28 protein-coding genes are annotated in these 17,720 nt (G+C 66.7%); all 28 read right to left on the bottom strand.

Going from position 1 to position 17,720, the window contains the following annotated elements:
- Positions 1 to 19: 19 nt before the first annotated feature.
- The 28 genes from ABZU72_RS04890 to rpsJ all read right to left on the bottom strand — a co-directional run bounded on the left by ABZU72_RS04890 (position 20) and on the right by rpsJ (position 17,453).
- Complete coding sequence (locus tag ABZU72_RS04890) at positions 20 to 1,303, bottom strand: ATP-binding protein (RefSeq protein WP_355017762.1); 1,284 nt, start codon at positions 1,301 to 1,303, stop codon at positions 20 to 22.
- A gap of 326 nt (positions 1,304 to 1,629) precedes the next feature.
- Entirely contained in the window at positions 1,630 to 2,667 is a 1,038-nt protein-coding gene (locus tag ABZU72_RS04885; RefSeq protein WP_355017761.1) for an LLM class flavin-dependent oxidoreductase, read from the bottom strand.
- Between the two features lie 30 nt (positions 2,668 to 2,697).
- Positions 2,698 to 3,882 (bottom strand): enterochelin esterase domain-containing protein, encoded by a 1,185-nt coding sequence (locus ABZU72_RS04880; RefSeq protein ID WP_355017760.1) that lies wholly within the window; start codon positions 3,880 to 3,882, stop codon positions 2,698 to 2,700.
- 171 nt (positions 3,883 to 4,053) lie between these two features.
- Positions 4,054 to 4,665 carry a 4'-phosphopantetheinyl transferase superfamily protein gene (locus ABZU72_RS04875; RefSeq protein ID WP_355017759.1) on the bottom strand — a complete coding sequence of 204 codons (612 nt, stop codon included), beginning with the start codon at positions 4,663 to 4,665 and terminating at the stop codon, positions 4,054 to 4,056.
- An 8-nt stretch (positions 4,666 to 4,673) separates the two neighbouring features.
- Complete coding sequence (gene map, locus ABZU72_RS04870) at positions 4,674 to 5,489, bottom strand: type I methionyl aminopeptidase (RefSeq protein WP_355017758.1); 816 nt, start codon at positions 5,487 to 5,489, stop codon at positions 4,674 to 4,676.
- Positions 5,490 to 5,519: 30 nt separating this feature from the next.
- On the bottom strand, positions 5,520 to 6,095 hold the full coding sequence (locus ABZU72_RS04865; RefSeq protein WP_355017757.1) for an adenylate kinase: 576 nt from the start codon (positions 6,093 to 6,095) through the stop codon (positions 5,520 to 5,522).
- The gene (gene secY / locus ABZU72_RS04860; protein ID WP_355017756.1) at positions 6,092 to 7,402 is read right to left on the bottom strand and encodes a preprotein translocase subunit SecY; all 1,311 of its coding nucleotides are present in this window, start codon (positions 7,400 to 7,402) and stop codon (positions 6,092 to 6,094) included. Before secY ends, ABZU72_RS04865 begins: the two co-directional genes overlap by 4 nt.
- Before the next feature lie 183 nt (positions 7,403 to 7,585).
- Positions 7,586 to 8,026 carry a 50S ribosomal protein L15 gene (gene rplO / locus ABZU72_RS04855; RefSeq protein ID WP_091052397.1) on the bottom strand — a complete coding sequence of 147 codons (441 nt, stop codon included), beginning with the start codon at positions 8,024 to 8,026 and terminating at the stop codon, positions 7,586 to 7,588.
- A gap of 1 nt (position 8,027) precedes the next feature.
- Positions 8,028 to 8,210, bottom strand: coding sequence for a 50S ribosomal protein L30 (gene rpmD, locus ABZU72_RS04850; RefSeq protein ID WP_008361029.1), 183 nt, complete (start codon positions 8,208 to 8,210; stop codon positions 8,028 to 8,030).
- Positions 8,210 to 8,821, bottom strand: a complete 612-nt coding sequence (gene rpsE / locus ABZU72_RS04845) for a 30S ribosomal protein S5 (RefSeq protein ID WP_160027014.1) — start codon at positions 8,819 to 8,821, stop codon at positions 8,210 to 8,212. Before rpsE ends, rpmD begins: the two co-directional genes overlap by 1 nt.
- A gap of 34 nt (positions 8,822 to 8,855) precedes the next feature.
- On the bottom strand, positions 8,856 to 9,239 hold the full coding sequence (gene rplR, locus ABZU72_RS04840) for a 50S ribosomal protein L18 (RefSeq protein ID WP_355017755.1): 384 nt from the start codon (positions 9,237 to 9,239) through the stop codon (positions 8,856 to 8,858).
- The gene (gene rplF / locus ABZU72_RS04835; RefSeq protein WP_355017754.1) at positions 9,239 to 9,793 is read right to left on the bottom strand and encodes a 50S ribosomal protein L6; all 555 of its coding nucleotides are present in this window, start codon (positions 9,791 to 9,793) and stop codon (positions 9,239 to 9,241) included. Before rplF ends, rplR begins: the two co-directional genes overlap by 1 nt.
- Before the next feature lie 22 nt (positions 9,794 to 9,815).
- Positions 9,816 to 10,223, bottom strand: coding sequence for a 30S ribosomal protein S8 (rpsH, locus tag ABZU72_RS04830; protein ID WP_040755997.1), 408 nt, complete (start codon positions 10,221 to 10,223; stop codon positions 9,816 to 9,818).
- An 86-nt stretch (positions 10,224 to 10,309) separates the two neighbouring features.
- Entirely contained in the window at positions 10,310 to 10,495 is a 186-nt protein-coding gene (locus ABZU72_RS04825; protein ID WP_017932844.1) for a type Z 30S ribosomal protein S14, read from the bottom strand.
- Between the two features lies 1 nt (position 10,496).
- Complete coding sequence (gene rplE, locus ABZU72_RS04820) at positions 10,497 to 11,057, bottom strand: 50S ribosomal protein L5 (RefSeq protein WP_091052391.1); 561 nt, start codon at positions 11,055 to 11,057, stop codon at positions 10,497 to 10,499.
- Positions 11,058 to 11,059: 2 nt separating this feature from the next.
- A complete protein-coding gene (gene rplX / locus ABZU72_RS04815; RefSeq protein ID WP_091052390.1) occupies positions 11,060 to 11,419 on the bottom strand; it encodes a 50S ribosomal protein L24 in 360 nt (119 codons plus the stop codon).
- The gene (gene rplN / locus ABZU72_RS04810) at positions 11,419 to 11,787 is read right to left on the bottom strand and encodes a 50S ribosomal protein L14 (RefSeq protein WP_008361015.1); all 369 of its coding nucleotides are present in this window, start codon (positions 11,785 to 11,787) and stop codon (positions 11,419 to 11,421) included. Before rplN ends, rplX begins: the two co-directional genes overlap by 1 nt.
- Before the next feature lie 172 nt (positions 11,788 to 11,959).
- Positions 11,960 to 12,241 carry a 30S ribosomal protein S17 gene (gene rpsQ / locus ABZU72_RS04805; RefSeq protein WP_336734596.1) on the bottom strand — a complete coding sequence of 94 codons (282 nt, stop codon included), beginning with the start codon at positions 12,239 to 12,241 and terminating at the stop codon, positions 11,960 to 11,962.
- Position 12,242: 1 nt separating this feature from the next.
- Positions 12,243 to 12,485, bottom strand: coding sequence for a 50S ribosomal protein L29 (rpmC, locus tag ABZU72_RS04800; protein WP_292648878.1), 243 nt, complete (start codon positions 12,483 to 12,485; stop codon positions 12,243 to 12,245).
- Complete coding sequence (gene rplP / locus ABZU72_RS04795; protein WP_141806215.1) at positions 12,485 to 12,904, bottom strand: 50S ribosomal protein L16; 420 nt, start codon at positions 12,902 to 12,904, stop codon at positions 12,485 to 12,487. Before rplP ends, rpmC begins: the two co-directional genes overlap by 1 nt.
- A gap of 3 nt (positions 12,905 to 12,907) precedes the next feature.
- Positions 12,908 to 13,735 carry a 30S ribosomal protein S3 gene (rpsC, locus tag ABZU72_RS04790; RefSeq protein ID WP_355017753.1) on the bottom strand — a complete coding sequence of 276 codons (828 nt, stop codon included), beginning with the start codon at positions 13,733 to 13,735 and terminating at the stop codon, positions 12,908 to 12,910.
- Entirely contained in the window at positions 13,735 to 14,154 is a 420-nt protein-coding gene (gene rplV / locus ABZU72_RS04785) for a 50S ribosomal protein L22 (RefSeq protein WP_091052384.1), read from the bottom strand. The genes rpsC and rplV overlap by 1 nt, the downstream gene beginning before the upstream one ends.
- Positions 14,151 to 14,432, bottom strand: a complete 282-nt coding sequence (rpsS, locus tag ABZU72_RS04780; protein WP_008361004.1) for a 30S ribosomal protein S19 — start codon at positions 14,430 to 14,432, stop codon at positions 14,151 to 14,153. The genes rplV and rpsS overlap by 4 nt, the downstream gene beginning before the upstream one ends.
- A gap of 3 nt (positions 14,433 to 14,435) precedes the next feature.
- Complete coding sequence (rplB, locus tag ABZU72_RS04775; protein WP_355017752.1) at positions 14,436 to 15,272, bottom strand: 50S ribosomal protein L2; 837 nt, start codon at positions 15,270 to 15,272, stop codon at positions 14,436 to 14,438.
- Positions 15,273 to 15,288: 16 nt separating this feature from the next.
- Positions 15,289 to 15,585, bottom strand: coding sequence for a 50S ribosomal protein L23 (gene rplW, locus ABZU72_RS04770; protein WP_008360999.1), 297 nt, complete (start codon positions 15,583 to 15,585; stop codon positions 15,289 to 15,291).
- Positions 15,582 to 16,475 (bottom strand): 50S ribosomal protein L4, encoded by an 894-nt coding sequence (rplD, locus tag ABZU72_RS04765; RefSeq protein WP_355017751.1) that lies wholly within the window; start codon positions 16,473 to 16,475, stop codon positions 15,582 to 15,584. The genes rplW and rplD overlap by 4 nt, the downstream gene beginning before the upstream one ends.
- A gap of 2 nt (positions 16,476 to 16,477) precedes the next feature.
- A complete protein-coding gene (rplC, locus tag ABZU72_RS04760; RefSeq protein ID WP_355017750.1) occupies positions 16,478 to 17,134 on the bottom strand; it encodes a 50S ribosomal protein L3 in 657 nt (218 codons plus the stop codon).
- Between the two features lie 10 nt (positions 17,135 to 17,144).
- A complete protein-coding gene (gene rpsJ / locus ABZU72_RS04755) occupies positions 17,145 to 17,453 on the bottom strand; it encodes a 30S ribosomal protein S10 (RefSeq protein WP_008360994.1) in 309 nt (102 codons plus the stop codon).
- Positions 17,454 to 17,720: the final 267 nt, after the last annotated feature.

Here is a 17,720-nt window from a genome sequence, read left to right as displayed (position 1 = left end):
TTCCTTTCACTGCTGGGTCTTAGCTACCAAGGGAGAACGCGTCGAGATCGTCGGCGAAGGAGTACCGGGCCGCCGACTGGTCCTCGGGCGAGGACTCTTCCATCTGCGGTCCAGCGGCTGCTTCGGGCACGGTCGGCGTGCTGCGCAGGCTGACCGGCTCCCGGCGCGGGAGCGCGCCTGACTCTACTGGGCTGCTCTGCTCAGCGGACACGGAGGCCTCATTCGTCTCATCCGTCCCTTCCGTCTCGCCGGGAAGCGGGATCGACGTCTTCATGGTGTCGGTGGCGAGATCCGGCGACGGCTGCTCGCTGGGCGCCGGCGCGAATTGGGCCGCCGGCTGCTGCCCAGGCTGCTGCACAGGCTGTTGCAGCGCGGGCTGTTGCCCGGTCTGTGGCGCAACCTGTTCGGCCGGTGGCATCGGCCGGCGCAGCGACTCGAGCGAGGACGGTCGCATCTCGCGCCGCACGGGCTGGGCGGCCGGCTGCGGCACGGACTGGGGTCCACGCCGCCGCGGGGCGGGAGGCAGGACCGCGACGCTGCTCGCGCTCGAGGCCCTCGGCAGCTCGGCCGGCTCGAGCGGGACGACCGGCACCTCGCACAGGAGCTGGGCCGGGACCGTCACCATCGCGATCATCCCGTTGCCGGGCGCGGGGCGGGTCGCGAGGCGTACGTCGATGTCGTACTTGCGGGCGATCCGGTGCACCACCGGGAAGCCGGTGTGGCTCCCGGACTTGCTGACCAGCTCCACGATCGGGCCCGCGAGCAGCGCGTTGAGGCGGCCCACCGACCGCTCCGGGATGCCGATGCCGGTGTCCTCGATGCGGAACAGCACGTCGCCGGCGTCGGCCAGGTGGACGTTGACCGTCACCGCACCCGGGGAGTACTTGGTCGCGTTGTCCAGCAGCGCGGCGATCAGGCAGGAGACATCGTCGGCGGCGTAGCCGATGACGGCGAGGTCACTCACCCGGCCGATCGAGACCTGGTTGTAGCGCTCGATGCCCGACAGCGCCATCCGGATGATGTCCAGCAGCGAGGTGTCGATGCCACCCATCTCGTCCTCTGCGCGGCCGGCGAGCGTACGCAGGTCGCGGCTCGCGCGCCGCATGCGGGTGACGGCGTGGTCGACCTCATAGAGCTTCTTCAACCGATCGGGGTCGTCCTCGTCGGCCTCGAGGCCGTCGAGAGAGATCCGCATCTGCTCGGCGAGGCTGATCAGGTGGAGCCCGAACTGCTCCATGATCTCGGGCCAGGCCTCGTCCTCTTCCTCCTGGAGGGGAGGTGGCGTGGAGGAGAGCTGTGGCATGGCGGGGTTCGATGGCACCGGCGGAAAAGGCGCGGCCTGACCCCCGGTCGGAGGGAATGAGCGAGCAAGACCCGGATCTGACTGCTCAGCGAGCGTCGCAGTCTGGGGCCCCCGGCGCTTCAACCAGCGCAGGCTCCAGCGTGTCATGAGGCGGCACTTTCAAATGTGGAGAACGAAACAGAGCGGTGATCAGACTGGCACAACCGGTGCGCGAGCGCAGAGTTACGCACCCAGAAGCAGACAGTGTCCTAGGTCCCTCGTCCCAAGTGGCTCAGGCGCGCCGTCGCCGCCCGACGAGGTGGCCCGATCCTACGCGGCCGCCCAACTCAGCTGGCCAACAGGCGCAGCGTCTCCTCACGGGCCGGCGCGGTGCGCGGGTCCGTGCCCTCGTACGCCGAGCCGACCGGGTTCACCATGACCTCGTCCACGCCGTACTCCTCGGCCATCCCGGCCAGGCGGGCCTTCGCGTACGCGGCGGAGCCGATGATCCAACGGCCACGCATCGTGTCGATCAACCCCTGGTGGGCTTCGGGGATCTCCGTCTTCTCGGCCTCGTCGATGCTGGGCTGCGCGGTCAGCGGCTGGCCGGTGCGCAGCTTGAGCATGGTCAGCAGCTGGGGCAGCGCCCGGCGGTCGGCCTCCTCCGAGGTCTCGGCCACGCTCGCGTTCACGGTCAGGAACGTCTTCGGCTCGCTGAGGAGCTCGGAGGGCTGGAAGGTCGAGCGGTAGAGCTCGATCATCGCCTTGGTGTCGGTGCCGTTGCCCGCGAAGTGGTGGGCGAAGACGTAGGGCAGACCCTTCTCGGCGGCCAGACGCGCGGAGTAGTCGGAGGAGCCGAGCAGCCAGAGCTCGGCGACCGACGCGGCCGACGGGGTCGCGTGCAGGACGTGCTGGCGGCCGCCGGCCATCAGGCCGACGCCCTCCGGCGCCATCATCGCGACGATGTTGTCGAGGTACTCCGGGAAGCGGTTGACCGCGTCGTCGCTCACCCCGCCGGCGCCGTGACGCAGCGCCCAGGAGGTCACCGGGTCGGTCCCCGGGGCGCGGCCGATGCCGAGGTCGATCCGCCCCGGGAACGCCGCCTCGAGCAGCGAGAACTGCTCGGCCACCACCAGCGGTGCGTGGTTGGGCAGCATCACTCCCCCGGACCCGACCCGGATCCGCTCGGTGACGCCGGCCACCAGCGAGATCAGCACCGGCGGGTTGGTCGACCCGACCGCCGGCATGTTGTGGTGCTCGGCGAGCCAGTAGCGCTCGTACCCGAGCTCGTCGGCCACCTTCGCCAACGACAGCGTCGCGGCCAGGGCATCTGCGGAGGACTGGTCCTTGCGGACCGGGACGAGATCGAGAACGCTCAGCTTCACGTGAAGTCTCAACCCGCCCCGGGGCGTCGCTTATTCCGGCGGCAGCAGCGCGCGCAGGCCGTCGGCGACGGCCGAGCGCCACCAGGCGTAGTCGTGGCCGCCGTTGTGCTCGGCGGAGGTGACGTCGATCCCAGCCGCGCGGAGACGGTCGACGAGGTCGTGGTGGAGCTCGTCGAGGACCCACTCCTGAGTGCCGTGCGCCAGGTGGACACGCGTCTTCGCCTCCGCCGTGACAGCGTCCGCGAGGTCGTCGAGCCACAGCGAGGCCGACTGGCTGGCGACACCGTGGATGTGCTCGGGATAGGTCAGGCCGGCGCGCAGCGCGGTGACGCCGCCGAGGCTCTGACCCAGGACGTACGTCTCCTCAGAGACCGCGCGACGCTCGCGCACCCACGGCAGCAGCTGGTTGACGATGTAGTCGGCACCCTCGCCGCCGGCGAGCTCCTCCCACCGCTTGTCGCGGCCACCGGAGGCGGGCAGGACGCAGCGTACGTGGCGGAGGTGGCCGTCGGCGATCAGGTTGTCGAGCGTGGTCGGCAGCGAGTGGTGGTCGGTCCAGATCTCACCGTCGAGGGCGACCACGAGTGGCAGGTCGACGTTGAGACCGGCGCCGGCGGGGTCGTAGAGCCAGACGTCGCGGCCGTCAGGACCCACTTCCAGGGTCACCGTGCCGGCGACGACGTCGTCGCGGCGGAACAGCCACGGCTGCAGCGGAGCATCGGGCAGGGAGACGACCGACTGCTTGATGCCCTGCCTGTTGTGGCACCAGTCGGGGTTGAGCGGGTCGAGGTAGCCGCGGTGCAGCACGGCACGCAGCTCGACCTGACCCTCGCTCTCCCACGGGGCCGGCTCGCCGGGGTGCTTGCACAGGAAGGAGTACGACGCCCGCCAGTCGCCCTTCATCAGGAACGAGGCGTGCCACAGGTCGGTGCCTGCCTTCCGCTCGAGCATCGTCTCGGTGAGATGACGCTCGTCGGTCAGCCTGTTGGCGAAGAGGAGCACCTCCTCGGCCTCGGCATCGCGCCAGCAGAAGGTGACGATCACCTCATGGTCCTCGGCGCCGGCGCCCGTCTCCTCGACGAGCGGGAGCGAGGTGGCGATCTGGTCCCAGAACATGTCGATGTCCTCAGGACTGAGGCGGTCGATGATCGCGCTCCGCGTCCGTGCTGATGGATTGGGTCGCGCCGCCGTGGGTGGTCGCAACTGCGTACTCATCCGGTTCTTCCTCCCGAGTACGGGGCTCTCTCTGTCCCCGCGGGCTGACCAAGTTACTCACAGTCGGGGCCTCACGCGAGATGCCGAGGTCCCTTTCTCTGTCAACTGACAGGTGATGTCGCATATCCGCTAGTCAAACGCGTTGATGAGCGGGGATCCTTCAGTTTCCTATCAGTTTTCGGTCCACATGTCGGCACAGATCGCGACCGCGCCGAGGAATCCTGAGCCCTCCCACTGGGTGAGCCGGACCTTCCCGACCTGGCCCGCCGGGACGTCGCCGGCGAGGACGTCGAGGCGCTGCGCCGCCGCCATGCTTCCGTGGCCGGCCTTGACCAGCGCCTCCTTGCGCACCCACAACCGCGTGAACGCGTACGCAGCGTCCTCCTGCCCCGCCACCCAGGCCGCCTCGCGCGGCGAGAGCGCCCGGTCGGGCCCGCGCGAGACCTTCTCAACGTCGATGCCGCAGCGTCGGCCAGCCGCAACCGCGGCGACCTGGCCCCGGGTGTGGCTGAGGCTCACCCGGACGGCTGCGGCACCGGACACCGACGGGGCTCCGTGCTCGGTGCTGCCGCAGCGAGCACAGCGCTGCTCGATCACGATCTCGTCGCGCGCGGTGCCCAGCAGCTCCGCTGCGCACTCGCGGACAAGGATGTGCGCGGCGGCGTACGCCTGCTTGTCGGCGTCGGCGACCAGCCGCTCATGACGCGCCCGCTCCGCGGTGGAGAGCAGCCCGAGATCGGCGTCGATCTCGGCCACTGCCGCGAAGCGCACGACCCCGGTCATGCCGCGGCTCAGTGACCGCCCCAGGGCACCCCGAGCTTGCCGAGCATCTCCTCGCCGCCGTCGAGCGCGGTGAGCACCCAGGCGCCGTCGGAGGTGAGCGCGAAGGTGTGCTCGAAGTGGGCCGCCCAGGAGCCGTCGTCGGTGACGACGGTCCAGTCGTCGTCCAGGGTGGTGACCGCGGGGCCACCGAGGGTGAGCATCGGCTCGACGGCGAGCGCGATGCCACGCTGCAGCTTGGCGCCCTTGCCGGGCTTGCCGTAGTTGAACACCGACGGCTCCATGTGCATCTCGGTGCCGATGCCGTGGCCGCTGAAGTCCTCGAGGATGCCGTAGTCGCCCTGGGAGTCGACGTAGGTCTCGATGGCGTGCGAGATGTCGGTGACCCGTCCGCCGAGGCGGGCAGCGGCGATGCCGTGCCACATGGACTCCTCGGTGACGCGCATCAGCTCGGAGACCTTCTCAGGCACCGAGCCCATGGCCACCGTGATCGCGGCGTCGCCGTGCCAGCCCTCGACGATCGCGCCGCAGTCGATGGAGATGATGTCGCCCTCGGCGAGCACCCGGGAGCCCGGGATGCCGTGGACCACGACCTCGTCGACCGAGGCACAGATCGAGCCCGGGAAGCCGTGGTAGCCCTTGAACGACGGGACGCCACCCCGGGACCGGATCGAGTCCTCGGCGATGGCGTCGAGCTCGAGAAGGGTGACTCCGGGCCGCGCGGCGACCCGGAGCACCTCGAGCGTCTCGCCGACCACGAGGCCGGCCTTACGCATCTTCTCGATCTGCTCAGGGGTCTTGATCTGGACCTTGTTCAAGAAGCCCACTGCTCCCCCGTTGCGTGCAAGATGTTTGTCTCAGGACTCGGTGACGATGTCGAGCTCGTCGAAGATCCGCTTGGTGACGTCGTCGACGTCGCCCATGCCGTCGATCTCGTGGACCAGGCCGCGGCCCTTGTAGACCTCGATCAGCGGCGCGGTCTCCTCGAGGTAGACCTCCTGGCGGCGGCGGATGACGTCCTCGGTGTCGTCGGCGCGACCCTCGAGCTCGGCACGCTGAAGCAGCCGCTGCACGATCTCGTCCTTGTCGACCGTCAGCACGACCACCGCGTCCAGCGCGTGGCCGGTGTACTTGATCATCCCGTCGAGCTCCTCGACCTGCGCGAGCGTGCGCGGGTAGCCGTCGAGCAGGAATCCCTGGGCTGCGTCGGGCTCGTCGATGCGGTTGCGGACCATCAGGTTCGTGATCGTGTCCGGGACGTACTCTCCCTTGTCCATGTAGGACGCCGCCTCGACACCCAAGGGCGTGCCCTGGGAGACGTTGGCGCGGAAGATGTCGCCGGTCGAGATCGCCGGGATCTCGAAGTGCTCGGCGATGAACTTCGCCTGGGTGCCCTTACCGGCTCCAGGCGGGCCCATGATGATCAGTCTCATCGGAGGAACCCTTCATAGTTGCGCTGCTGGAGCTGGCTCTCGATCTGCTTCACCGTGTCGAGGGCGACGCCGACCATGATGAGGATCGAGGTGCCGCCGAACGGGAAGTTCTGGTTCGCGTTGATGAGCGCCAGCGCAATCAGCGGGATGAGCGCAACCAGACCGAGGTAGAGCGAGCCCGGCAGTGTGATACGGGACAGAACGTAGGACAGGTAGTCCTCGGTCGGCTTCCCGGCCCGAATTCCTGGAATGAAGCCGCCGTACTTCTTCATGTTGTCGGCGACCTCCGGCGGGTTGAAGGTGATCGACACGTAGAAGTAGGTGAAGAAGATGATCAGCGCGAAGTACGTCGCCATGTAGATCGGGTGGTCGCCCTGGACGAAGTAGTTGTTGATCCAGTCGACCCACACCGGCGGGTTCTGCGCGTTCTGGTTGAACTGCGCCGCCATCGCCGGCAGGTAGAGCAGCGACGAGGCGAAGATAACCGGGATGACACCGGCCTGGTTCACCTTGAGCGGGATGTAGGTCGAGGAGCCGCCGAACATCTTGCGACCGACCATGCGGCGCGCGTACTGGACCGGGATCCGGCGCTGGGCCTGCTCGATGAAGATGACCGCCGCCATGATCGCCAGACCGATGACGATCACGATCGCGAAGGTCCACCAGCCCTTGTCGTTCTTGACCGCCCACATGGTGGCCGGGAAGGTGGCGACGACCTGGGTGAAGATGAGGATCGACATACCGTTGCCGATGCCGCGCTCGGTGATGAGCTCACCGAGCCACATGATGACCGCGGTGCCGGCGGTCATGGTGATGACCATGACCAGGAAGGTGGCGGTGCCGTCGTCGTGCAGCAGCGGCTGGGTGCAGCCCTGGAGCAGGTCGCCGGAACGGGCCAGGGCGACGATGCCGGTGGCCTGCAGGACCGCGAGACCGAGGGTCAGGTAGCGGGTGTACTGCGTGATCTTCGTCTGCCCCGCCTGGCCCTCCTTCTTGAGGCGCTCGAGGCGAGGGATCACCACGACGAGAAGCTGCAGGATGATGCTCGCGGTGATGTACGGCATGATGCCGAGCGCGAAGATCGTCAACTGCAGCAGTGCGCCACCGGAGAAGAGATTGACCAGGTTGTAGAGGCCGGCGCTGTCACCGGTCTGAGCTGCGTCAAGACACTGCTGGACGTTCGCGACGTGAACGCCAGGAGCCGGGATCTGGGACCCAGCCCTGAAGATCACGACGATGAAGAGAACGAAGAGCAGCTTCTTGCGCAGGTCCGGAGTACGGAACGCTGATGCGAACGCGCCAAGCACGAATGGTTCCTCTTTCGACAATCAGGGGTCGCAGGGCCTGCGCCGATGCGAAAACCCGTGGCAGCCTAACAGCCCCCACGGCAGTTCTTGCACGTAGGGCTGAAACAGCGGGAGCGCGGTCGGGACCCCGAAGGGGCGACCCGGCCGCGCTCCCACGTGACAGGCTCTACGTTAGTAGAACTGTCAGAGAACCGTGACAGTTCCGCCAGCGGCCTCGATCTTCTCCTTGGCAGTGCCGGAGAAGGCGTTGGCGCTGATCTCGACCTTGACGGTCAGGTCACCCTGGCCCAGGACCTTGACCGGGTGGCCCTTGCGGACAGCACCCTTCTCGATCAGGGTCTCGGGGGTGACGACGCCACCCTCGGGGAAAAGCTCGTTGAGCTTGTCGAGGTTGACGACCTGGAACTCCACCTTGAAGGGGTTCTTGAAACCCTTCAGCTTGGGGAGTCGCATGTGCATCGGGGTCTGGCCACCCTCGAAGTAAGCGGGGACCTGGTAACGGGCCTTCGTGCCCTTGGTACCACGGCCGGCCGTCTTACCCTTGGACGCCTCACCACGACCCACACGGGTCTTGGCCTTCTTGGCACCGGGAGCCGGCGCCAGGTTGTGCACCTTGAGTGCCATATCAGTCGACCTCCTCGACCGTCACCAGGTGACGGACGGTCTGGACCATGCCGCGGATCTCCGGGCGGTCCTCCTTGACGACCACGTCGCCGATCCGCTTGAGACCGAGCGTACGCAGGGTGTCTCGCTGGTTCTGCTTCAGACCAACGAGGCCCTTCTTCTGCTGGACCTTCAGCTGCGCCATCAGGCCGACACCTCCACGGCGGGAGCCGTAGCCTCGGCCTGCGCCTTGAGCAGCGCGTCGGGGGCGACGTCCTCGACCGGGAGACCACGGCGGGCGGCGACAGCCTCAGGCGTCTCGAGCATCCTGAGGGCCTCCACCGTCGCGTGGACGATGTTGATCTGGTTGGACGAACCGAGCGACTTGCTCAGCACGTCGTGGATGCCGGCGCACTCCAGGACGGCGCGCACCGGACCACCGGCGATGACACCGGTACCAGGGGCGGCCGGACGAAGAAGGACCACACCAGCGGCCTTCTCACCCTGCACCGGGTGCGGGATCGTGCCCTGGATGCGGGGAACGCGGAAGAAGTGCTTCTTCGCTTCCTCGACACCCTTGGCGATCGCCGCGGGAACTTCCTTCGCCTTACCGTAGCCGACGCCGACCAGACCTTCACCGTCACCGACGATCACAAGGGCGGTGAAGCTGAAGCGACGACCACCCTTCACGACCTTGGCAACTCGGTTGATCGCGACGACCTTCTCGATGTAGGCGGTCTTGTCGGCGCTCTGGTTGCGACGGTCGTCGCGACCTCGGCGCTCGCCACCACGCTGTCCGCGCTGGGCTCCGCTCATCAGACTTTCCTCTTCTCTCGTTCGATCGTTGCGATCAGAAGGTCAGACCGGCCCCGCGCGCGCCATCGGCGAGCGCGGCGACACGGCCGTGGTACTTGTTGCCGGCACGGTCGAAGACGACGGTCTCCACCCCAGCGGCCTTGGCACGCGACGCAACCAACTCGCCGACCTGCTTGGCCTTGGCGGTCTTGTCACCGGAGGCCGACCGCAGGTCGCCCTCGATGGTCGAAGCCGAGGCAAGCGTCTTGCCGGCCAGGTCGTCGACGATCTGGGCGGTGATGTGCTTGGCCGACCGGGTCACGACGAGGCGCGGGCGCTCCGGCGTACCCTCGATCTTCTTGCGACCGCGGGCCTGACGACGCAGGCGCGAGCGGACACGGGAAGCGGTGTGCTTGTTGTTCGACAGCGAGATGGCCATCACTTACCAGCCTTTCCGACCTTGCGGCGGATGTTCTCGCCGGCGTAACGAACGCCCTTGCCCTTGTAGGGCTCCGGCTTGCGCAGCTTGCGAATGTTGGCCGCAACCTCACCGACGAGCTGCTTGTCGATGCCGACGACACCGAGCTTGGTCGGACCGTCGGTGGTGAAGGTGATGCCCTCGGGCGCGTCGAAGACGATCGAGTGGGAGTAACCCAGCTGGAACTCCAGCTTGGTCGGGCCCTTCGACAGCACGCGGTAACCCACGCCGACGATCTCGAGCTTCTTCTCGTAGCCCTCGGTGACACCCAGGACCATGTTGTTGATCAGCGTGCGGGACAGGCCGTGGAGGGCCTTGTTGTCCCGGCTGTCGTCGGGGCGCTTGACGTCGAGGACGCCACGGCCCTCGTCGTCCTGGCCCTTCTCGACGGTGATCGGGGCGGCCACGGTGTGCGACAGGGAGCCCTTGGGACCCTTGACGCCCACGACCTGGCCGTCGATGGTGACGTCCACGCCGGCCGGAACCGGGACGGGGAGCTTGCCAATACGCGACATTTCTCTTCTCTCCCTTCCCTGATTACCAGACGTAGGCGAGGACTTCCCCACCTACGCCCTTCTTGTTCGCCTGGCGGTCGGTCAGCAGACCCTGGCTCGTCGAGATGATCGCGACGCCGAGGCCGCCGAGCACCTTCGGGAGACCGGTGTGCTTCGCGTAGACACGCAGACCGGGCTTGCTGATGCGGCGTACGCCGGCAATCGAGCGCTCACGGTTGCGGCCGTACTTGAGGGTGATCGACAGGGTCTTGCCGACCTGGCCCTCGGTGGGCTCCAGCACCTCGTACTTGGTGATGTAGCCCTCCTGCTGGAGGATCTCAGCGACGCCCTGCTTCAGCTTGCTGTACGGCATCGAAACCGCATCGTGGTACGCCTGGTTGGCGTTACGCAGACGAGTGAGCATGTCTGCGATCGGGTCAGTCATCGTCATTGGCCGAACGGCCCTTTCTCGTAGTGGTTTCCTCACGACACAAAGTCATGAGGACCTTCAACGTCAGTGGTTGGAACGGTGATCGCTCACCAGGAGGACTTGGTGACGCCGGGCAGCTCGCCCCGGTGGGCCATCTCGCGCAGGCAGATTCGGCACAGGCCGAACTTGCGGAACACAGCCTTCGGGCGGCCGCAGCGCTGGCAGCGGGTGTAACCGCGAACCGCAAACTTCGGCTTGCGGGCGGCCTTCACCTTGAGAGCGGTCTTCGCCATCTCAGTTCTCCTTGAACGGGAAGCCGAGCGCCTTGAGCAGCGCGCGACCCTGGTCGTCGTTGGTGGCAGTCGTCACGAGGGTGATGTCCATGCCCCGCGAGCGGTCGATCTTGTCCTGGTTGATCTCGTGGAACATGACCTGCTCGGTGAGACCGAAGGTGTAGTTGCCGTTGCCGTCGAACTGCTTGCCGTTCAGGCCGCGGAAGTCCCTGATGCGGGGCAGCGCGAGCGAGAGCAGGCGGTCGAGGAACTCCCACATGCGGTCGCCGCGCAGCGTGACGTGCGCACCGATCGGCATGCCCTCACGCAGCTTGAACTGCGCGATGGACTTCTTCGCCTTGTTGATCAGCGGCTTCTGGCCGGTGATCGCGGTCAGGTCGTTGACAGCGCCCTCGATCAGCTTGGAGTCGCGAGCAGCCTCGCCCACACCCATGTTGACGACGATCTTGGTCAGACCGGGGATCTGCATGACATTCGGGATCTCGAACTCGGCCTGTAGGGCCGGGGCGATCTCCTCGCGGTACTTCGTCTTGAGGCGCGGGGCCACAGCGGTGTCGGTCATGATCAGATGTCCTTACCGGTCTTGCGCGAGATGCGAACGCTGCGCTCGGCGGCGTACGTCGACCCGTCGGGGCGACGCTTCTGGACCGTCTCACGGCGGTAGCCGACGCGAACCGGCTCGCCACCCTCGAGCAGCTGGACGTTGGAAACGTGGATCGGGGCCTCGGTGTTCACGATGCCGCCGGTGGTGCCGGCGCGGCCGCCCTGGTCCTGGACCTTGGTGTGCTTCTTGACGAGGTTGATGCCCTCGACGATCACACGGTCCTCCTGGGTGAGGACAGCGATCACCTTGCCGGAGCCGCCCTTGTCCTTACCAGCGATCACCTTGACGGTGTCGCCCTTCTTGATGTGCGAGCGACCCATCACAGCACCTCCGGCGCAAGCGAGATGATCTTCATGAACTTCTTGTCGCGCAGCTCGCGGCCGACCGGGCCGAAGATGCGGGTGCCTCGCGGCTCGCCGTCGTTCTTGAGAATGACGGCGGCGTTCTCGTCGAAGCGGATGTACGAGCCGTCAGCGCGGCGGCGCTCCTTGACGGTGCGCACGATGACGGCCTTGACGACGTCACCCTTCTTCACGTTGCCACCGGGGATAGCGTCCTTGACGGTGGCGACGATGGTGTCGCCGATGCCGGCGTAGCGACGACCGGAACCACCGAGCACACGAATGCAAAGGATCTCCTTCGCACCAGTGTTGTCGGCGACCTTGAGTCGCGACTCCTGCTGGATCATTACTTCTCCTTGTCGAGCTGGTTCTCAACCGCATCCAGGGCGGTCGAGCCTTGCCGAACGTAATGGGATTTGATGGGCACAGGCCCAGCGAACAATGGTCGCTGGACCTGCGCCCTTTGGTCAATTTGGCGACGTTTGCCGCCTGCCGGATCCGTCTCTTACGAGACGAGAATCACTTGGCGCGCTCGACGACCTCGACGAGGCGCCACCGCTTGGTGGCGGACAGCGGCCGGGTCTCCATGACCAGGACGCGGTCGCCGATGCCGGCGGTGTTCTGCTCGTCGTGAGCCTTGAGCTTGCTGCTACGGCGCATGACCTTGCCGTAGAGCGGGTGCTTCACGCGGTCCTCGACCTCGACGACGATGGTCTTGTCCATCTTGTCGCTGACGACGAGGCCCTCGCGCACCTTGCGCGTGTTGCGCTCGGTGGTGTCCTGGGTGGACTCAGTAGCCATCTCAGGCCTCCTCAGTGGTCTCGGCACCCGGGGCCACGCGGATGCCGAGCTCGCGCTCACGCACCACGGTGTAGATCCGGGCGATGTCCTTCTTGACGGTGCGGAGCCGACCGTGGCTCTCCAGCTGGCCGGTGGCCGCCTGGAACCGGAGGTTGAACAGCTCCTCCTTCGCCTCGCGCAGCTTCGCCTCGAGGTCGACGTCGGTGAGCTCGTCCAGCTCGAACGCCTGCAGGGAGTTAGCCATCAGAACTCACCAGCCTCTCGCGTGATGAAACGGCACTTCATGGGCAGCTTGTGGATCGCGCGGCGCATCGCCTCGCGGGCCGTGGTCTCGTCGACACCGGAGAGCTCGAACATGACGCGGCCCGGCTTGACGTTGGCAACCCACCACTCGGGGGAACCCTTACCGGAACCCATGCGGGTCTCGGCGGGCTTCTTGGTCAGCGGGACGTCGGGGTAGATGTTGATCCACACCTTGCCGCCTCGCTTGATGTGACGAGTCATCGCGATACGCGCTGCCTCGATCTGGCGGTTGGTCACGTAGTGACCCTCGATCGCCTGGATGCCGTATTCACCGAAGGCCAGCTTCGTGCCACCCTTGGCCACGCCAGTGCGCTTCGGGTGGTGCTGCTTGCGGTGCTTGACGCGACGGGGCATCAGCATGGGTCAGCCCTCCTGGGACGTGGTCTCGGCGGCGGGAGCCTCAGCGGCAGCCGGCGCCTCAGTCTTCGCCGCGCGGTCAGCGCGGTTCGGGCGGTCACCACGGGAGCCACGCGACGGACGGTCGCCGCGGCCACCGCGACGGTCGTTGCCACCGCGACCCGGGACGCCCGCACGGGCGGCCTGGGCGGCCTGACGCTCGGCGCGCGATCCGGAGACCTCGCCCTTGTAGATCCAGACCTTCACGCCGATGCGGCCGAAGGTCGTACGGGCCTCGTAGAAGCCGTAGTCGATGTCCGCGCGAAGGGTGTGCAGCGGCACGCGACCCTCGCGGTAGAACTCGGTACGCGACATCTCAGCACCGTTCAGACGACCCGAGCACTGGATCCGGATGCCCTTGGCACCGGAGCGCATGGTGGTCTGCATGGCCTTACGCATCGCGCGACGGAACTGCACGCGACCGCTGAGCTGCTCGGCGACACCCTGGGCGACCAGCTGAGCGTCGACCTCGGGGTTCTTGACCTCGAGGATGTTCAGCTGGACCTGCTTGCCGGTGAGCTTCTCCAGCTCGGTACGGAGGCGGTCGGCCTCGGCGCCGCGGCGACCGATGACGATGCCGGGACGCGCGGTGTGGATGTCCACACGGACGCGGTCACGGGTGCGCTCGATCTCGACCTTGGAGATGCCGGCCCGCTCCATGCCCTTGCTGAGCAGCTTGCGGATCTTGACGTCCTCGCCGACGTACTCCTTGTACTGCTTGTCGGCGTACCAACGCGACTTGTGGTCGGTCGAGATGCCCAGGCGGAAGCCGTTCGGGTTGATCTTCTGACCCATTACTTCTTACCGCCCTTCTCGACGACGTCGGCCGGCTGCACGACCAGGGTGATGTGCGAGGTCCGCTTGTTGATGCGGGTCGCACGACCCTGGGCGCGGGGACGCCAGCGCTTCATGGTCGGACCTTCGTCGACCATGGCGACCGAGACGACGAGGTCGTCACGGTCCAGACCCTCGGTCGACACCGCGTTGGCGATGGCGCTCTCGAGAACCTTGTAAACAGTCTCGGAGGCTGCCTGCGGCGCGAACTGCAGCAGGGACAGAGCCTCGTCGACGGGCAGGCCGCGGACCAGGTCGACGACGCGGCGTGCCTTCAGCGGGGTGATCCGCACGAAGCGGGCACTCGCGAAGGCACCCGGCTGGTCGCCGAGCAGGGAGTCGCGGCGGGCGCTGATGCGCTGCCGTTCGGTGGTGGTCATCGACGGCGTCCCTTCCGGTCGTCCTTGATGTGACCCTTGAACGTGCGGGTCGGGGCGAACTCGCCCAGCTTGTGACCGACCATCGAGTCGGACACGAAGACCGGGACGTGCTTGCGACCGTCGTGCACCGCGATGGTGTGACCGATCATCTCGGGCACGATCATCGAGCGGCGCGACCAGGTCTTGATCACGTTGTGAGTCCCCTTCTCGTTCTCGGCGTCGACCTTCTTCTGAAGGTGATCGTCGATGAAGGGGCCCTTCTTCAGGCTGCGAGGCATTGCTTACTTCCTACCCTTCCCGCTCTTACGGCGGCGGATGATCTGCGAGTCAGAGGCCTTGCGCTTACGCGTACGGCCCTCGGGCTTACCCCAGGGGCTGACCGGGTGACGGCCACCGGAGGTCTTACCCTCACCACCACCGTGCGGGTGGTCGACCGGGTTCATGACGACACCGCGGACGGTCGGGCGAACGCCCTTCCACCGCATACGGCCGGCCTTACCCCAGTTGATGTTGGACTGCTCGGCGTTGCCGACCTGGCCGACGGTGGCGCGGCAGCGCACGTCGACGAAGCGCATCTCACCCGAAGGCATGCGGAGCGTGGCCTTGGAGCCCTCACGAGCGACCAGCTGGGCGCTCATGCCGGCGGAGCGGGCGATCTTCGCGCCGCCACCGGGACGCAGCTCAACATTGTGGATGGTGGTACCAACCGGGATGTTGCGCAGCGGGAGGTTGTTGCCGGGCTTGATGTCGGCGGTGGGACCGGACTCCACGACGGTGCCCTGGCTGACGCCGACGGGCGCGAGGATGTAGCGCTTCTCGCCGTCGAAGTAGTGCAGCAGGGCGATGCGGGCGGTGCGGTTCGGGTCGTACTCGATGTGAGCGACCTTGGCCGGCACGCCGTCCTTGTCGTAGCGACGGAAGTCGATGATCCGGTACGCACGCTTGTGACCGCCACCCTTGTGCCGGGTGGTGATCCGACCCTGGTTGTTGCGGCCACCGTTCTTGGGCAGCGGAACCGTCAGGGACTTCTCCGGCGTGGTCCGAGTGATCTCGGCGAAGTCGGCCACCGACGAGCCACGACGGCCCGGGGTAGTCGGCTTGTACTTACGAATAGCCATGTTCAGTCAGTCCTTCTCACGCGCCGAAGATGTCGATGCGGTCGCCCTCAGCCAGGGAGACGATCGCGCGCTTGGTGTCGGGGCGCTTGCCCAGGCCGTAACGAGTACGACGGGCCTTGCCCTTGCGGTTGATCGTGTTGACCGAGGTCACCTTGACGTCGAACACCTTCTCGACCGCGATCTTGATCTCGGTCTTGTTCGCGTCGGGGCGAACGATGAAGGTGTACTTGTTCTGGTCGAGGAGGCCGTAGCTCTTCTCGGAGACCACCGGCGCGATCAGGATGTCGCGGGGGTCGTAGTGCAGCGTGCTCACTTGTCGGCCTCCTTCTTCTTGCCGGCCTCAACGAAACCAGCCGCGATAGCGTCCTCGGCGGACTTGAAGTAGAACTCCGCCTTGGTGGACTCGTACCAACGGCCGCCCGGGGCGTGGAACTTCTTGTCCTTGCCCTTGACGTTGCCCTTGATGTCGAAGCCCTCGGGGGCCGAGCCGTCCTCGAGCGGCGCGACAGCGCCCTCGGGGAGGTCGATCTCCTTGGCGGGCTCGACGGCAGCCTCCTTGATCGCGTCCTTCTCGACCTCACCGATGGTGACGGTCTCCTTGGCGGCGACGACCGGCTTGTCCGAGATGAAGACCTCGAAGGCCGGCTTGGAGAAGACAACGTCGTCGGAGACGAGGACGTCGTAGGTGTTGAGCTGGTCGGCCCAGAGCAGGTGCACCTCAGGGGCGTTGCGCAGGCTCAGTGCGGCGACGGACTCGGAGCGGTCCAGGACGACGAGGTAACGCTTGACGTCCGAGATCGCCTTGAGGGCGGTCAGCGCGGTCTTGGTGGAGGGCGCCTCGAGGGTGAACTCGGCCACGTGGATCTGGCCGGCACGAGCCCGGTCGGAGAGGGCACCGCGGAGGGCGGCAGCCTTCATCTTCTTGGGGGTGCGCTGGCTGTAGTCACGCGGCTGCGGGCCGTGGACGGTGCCACCACCGGCGAACTGCGGCGCGCGGGTCGAACCCTGACGGGCGCGACCGGTGCCCTTCTGCTTGTAGGGCTTGCGTCCACCGCCGCGGACCTCGCCGCGGGTCTTGGTGGAGTGCGTGCCCTGGCGCGCAGCGGCCTGCTGCGCGACGACGACCTGGTGGATCAGCGGGATGTTGACCTCAACATCGAAGATCTCAGCCGGGAAGTCGACCTTGACAGTCTTGATAGCCATGATCAGGCCTCCAGCTTCTTAGCAGCCGAGCGGAGGACCACGAGGCCACCCTTGGGGCCAGGAATGGCGCCCTTGACCAGGATGAGGCCCTTCTCGGTGTCGACGGCGTGCACGGTCAGGTTCTGGGTGGTGACGGTGTCAGTACCCATGTGACCGGCCATGCGGACGCCCTTGAACACGCGACCCGGGGTGGCGCAAGCGCCGATCGATCCCGGCTTGCGGTGGTTGCGGTGGGCACCGTGGGAGGCACCGACACCGTGGAAGCCGTGACGCTTCATGACACCAGCGAAACCCTTGCCCTTCGAGGTGCCCGTCACGTCGATCTCCTCGCCGATGGCGAAGGTGTCGACGGGGAGCTCCTGGCCGGCGGAGTACGTCGCGGCGTCGGCGGTGCGGATCTCGGCCAGGTGGCGGCGCGGCGTGGTGCCGGCCTTCTCGAACTGGCCGGCGCCCGGCTTGTTCACCTTGCGGCCGTCGATCTCGCCGTAGCCGATCTGCACGGCGTTGTAGCCGTCAGCCTCGGGGGTGCGGACCTGGGTCACGACGTTGGTGTTCGCCGCGATGACGGTCACGGGGACGACGACGTTGTTCTCGTCCCACAGCTGGGTCATGCCGAGCTTGGTGCCCAGGAGACCCTTCACGTTGCGTTCGATCGTCATGTCGTCAACCTCAGAGCTTGATCTCGATGTCGACACCAGCAGGCAGGTCGAGCCGCATGAGGGAGTCAACAGTCTTCGGGGTCGGGTCGATGATGTCGATGAGGCGCTTGTGGGTGCGCATCTCGAAGTGCTCGCGCGAGTCCTTGTACTTGTGGGGCGAGCGGATGACGCAGTACACGTTCTTCTCGGTCGGCAGCGGCACCGGGCCGGCGACCTTGGCACCCGTACGGGTGACCGTGTCCACGATCTTTCGCGCCGAGGTGTCGATCACCTCGTGGTCATAGGCCTTGAGCCTGATGCGGATCTTCTGTCCCGCCATCTGTCTCTCTCGTCCTTCTTGGTCAGCGTGCCGCGTGCTACAGGCTTCCTCCGGCTGAGTCGGCCCGGTTGCTCACCTCTGGCTCCGACCCCCGCGGTCGGGCGTGTCGCTTATTTTCCAACAAGCGTCGCCGGACTTCTCGACGGGACTTTCACCATCAGCTTCACTGGAACCACGCCTTCGGGATGGGCACACGGCGACCACAGACCACATCCGGACAGGCTGATCAGCCTGCTCAGGTGACGCGATTCAGTAGTCAAGGTGTGC

The organism is Nocardioides sp. NPDC004968, assembly GCF_040608935.1.
Classification (GTDB): Bacteria; Actinomycetota; Actinomycetes; order Propionibacteriales; family Nocardioidaceae; genus Nocardioides.
Note: the sequence above shows the minus strand (reverse complement) of the source record. Positions and strands in the feature narration are given on the sequence as shown.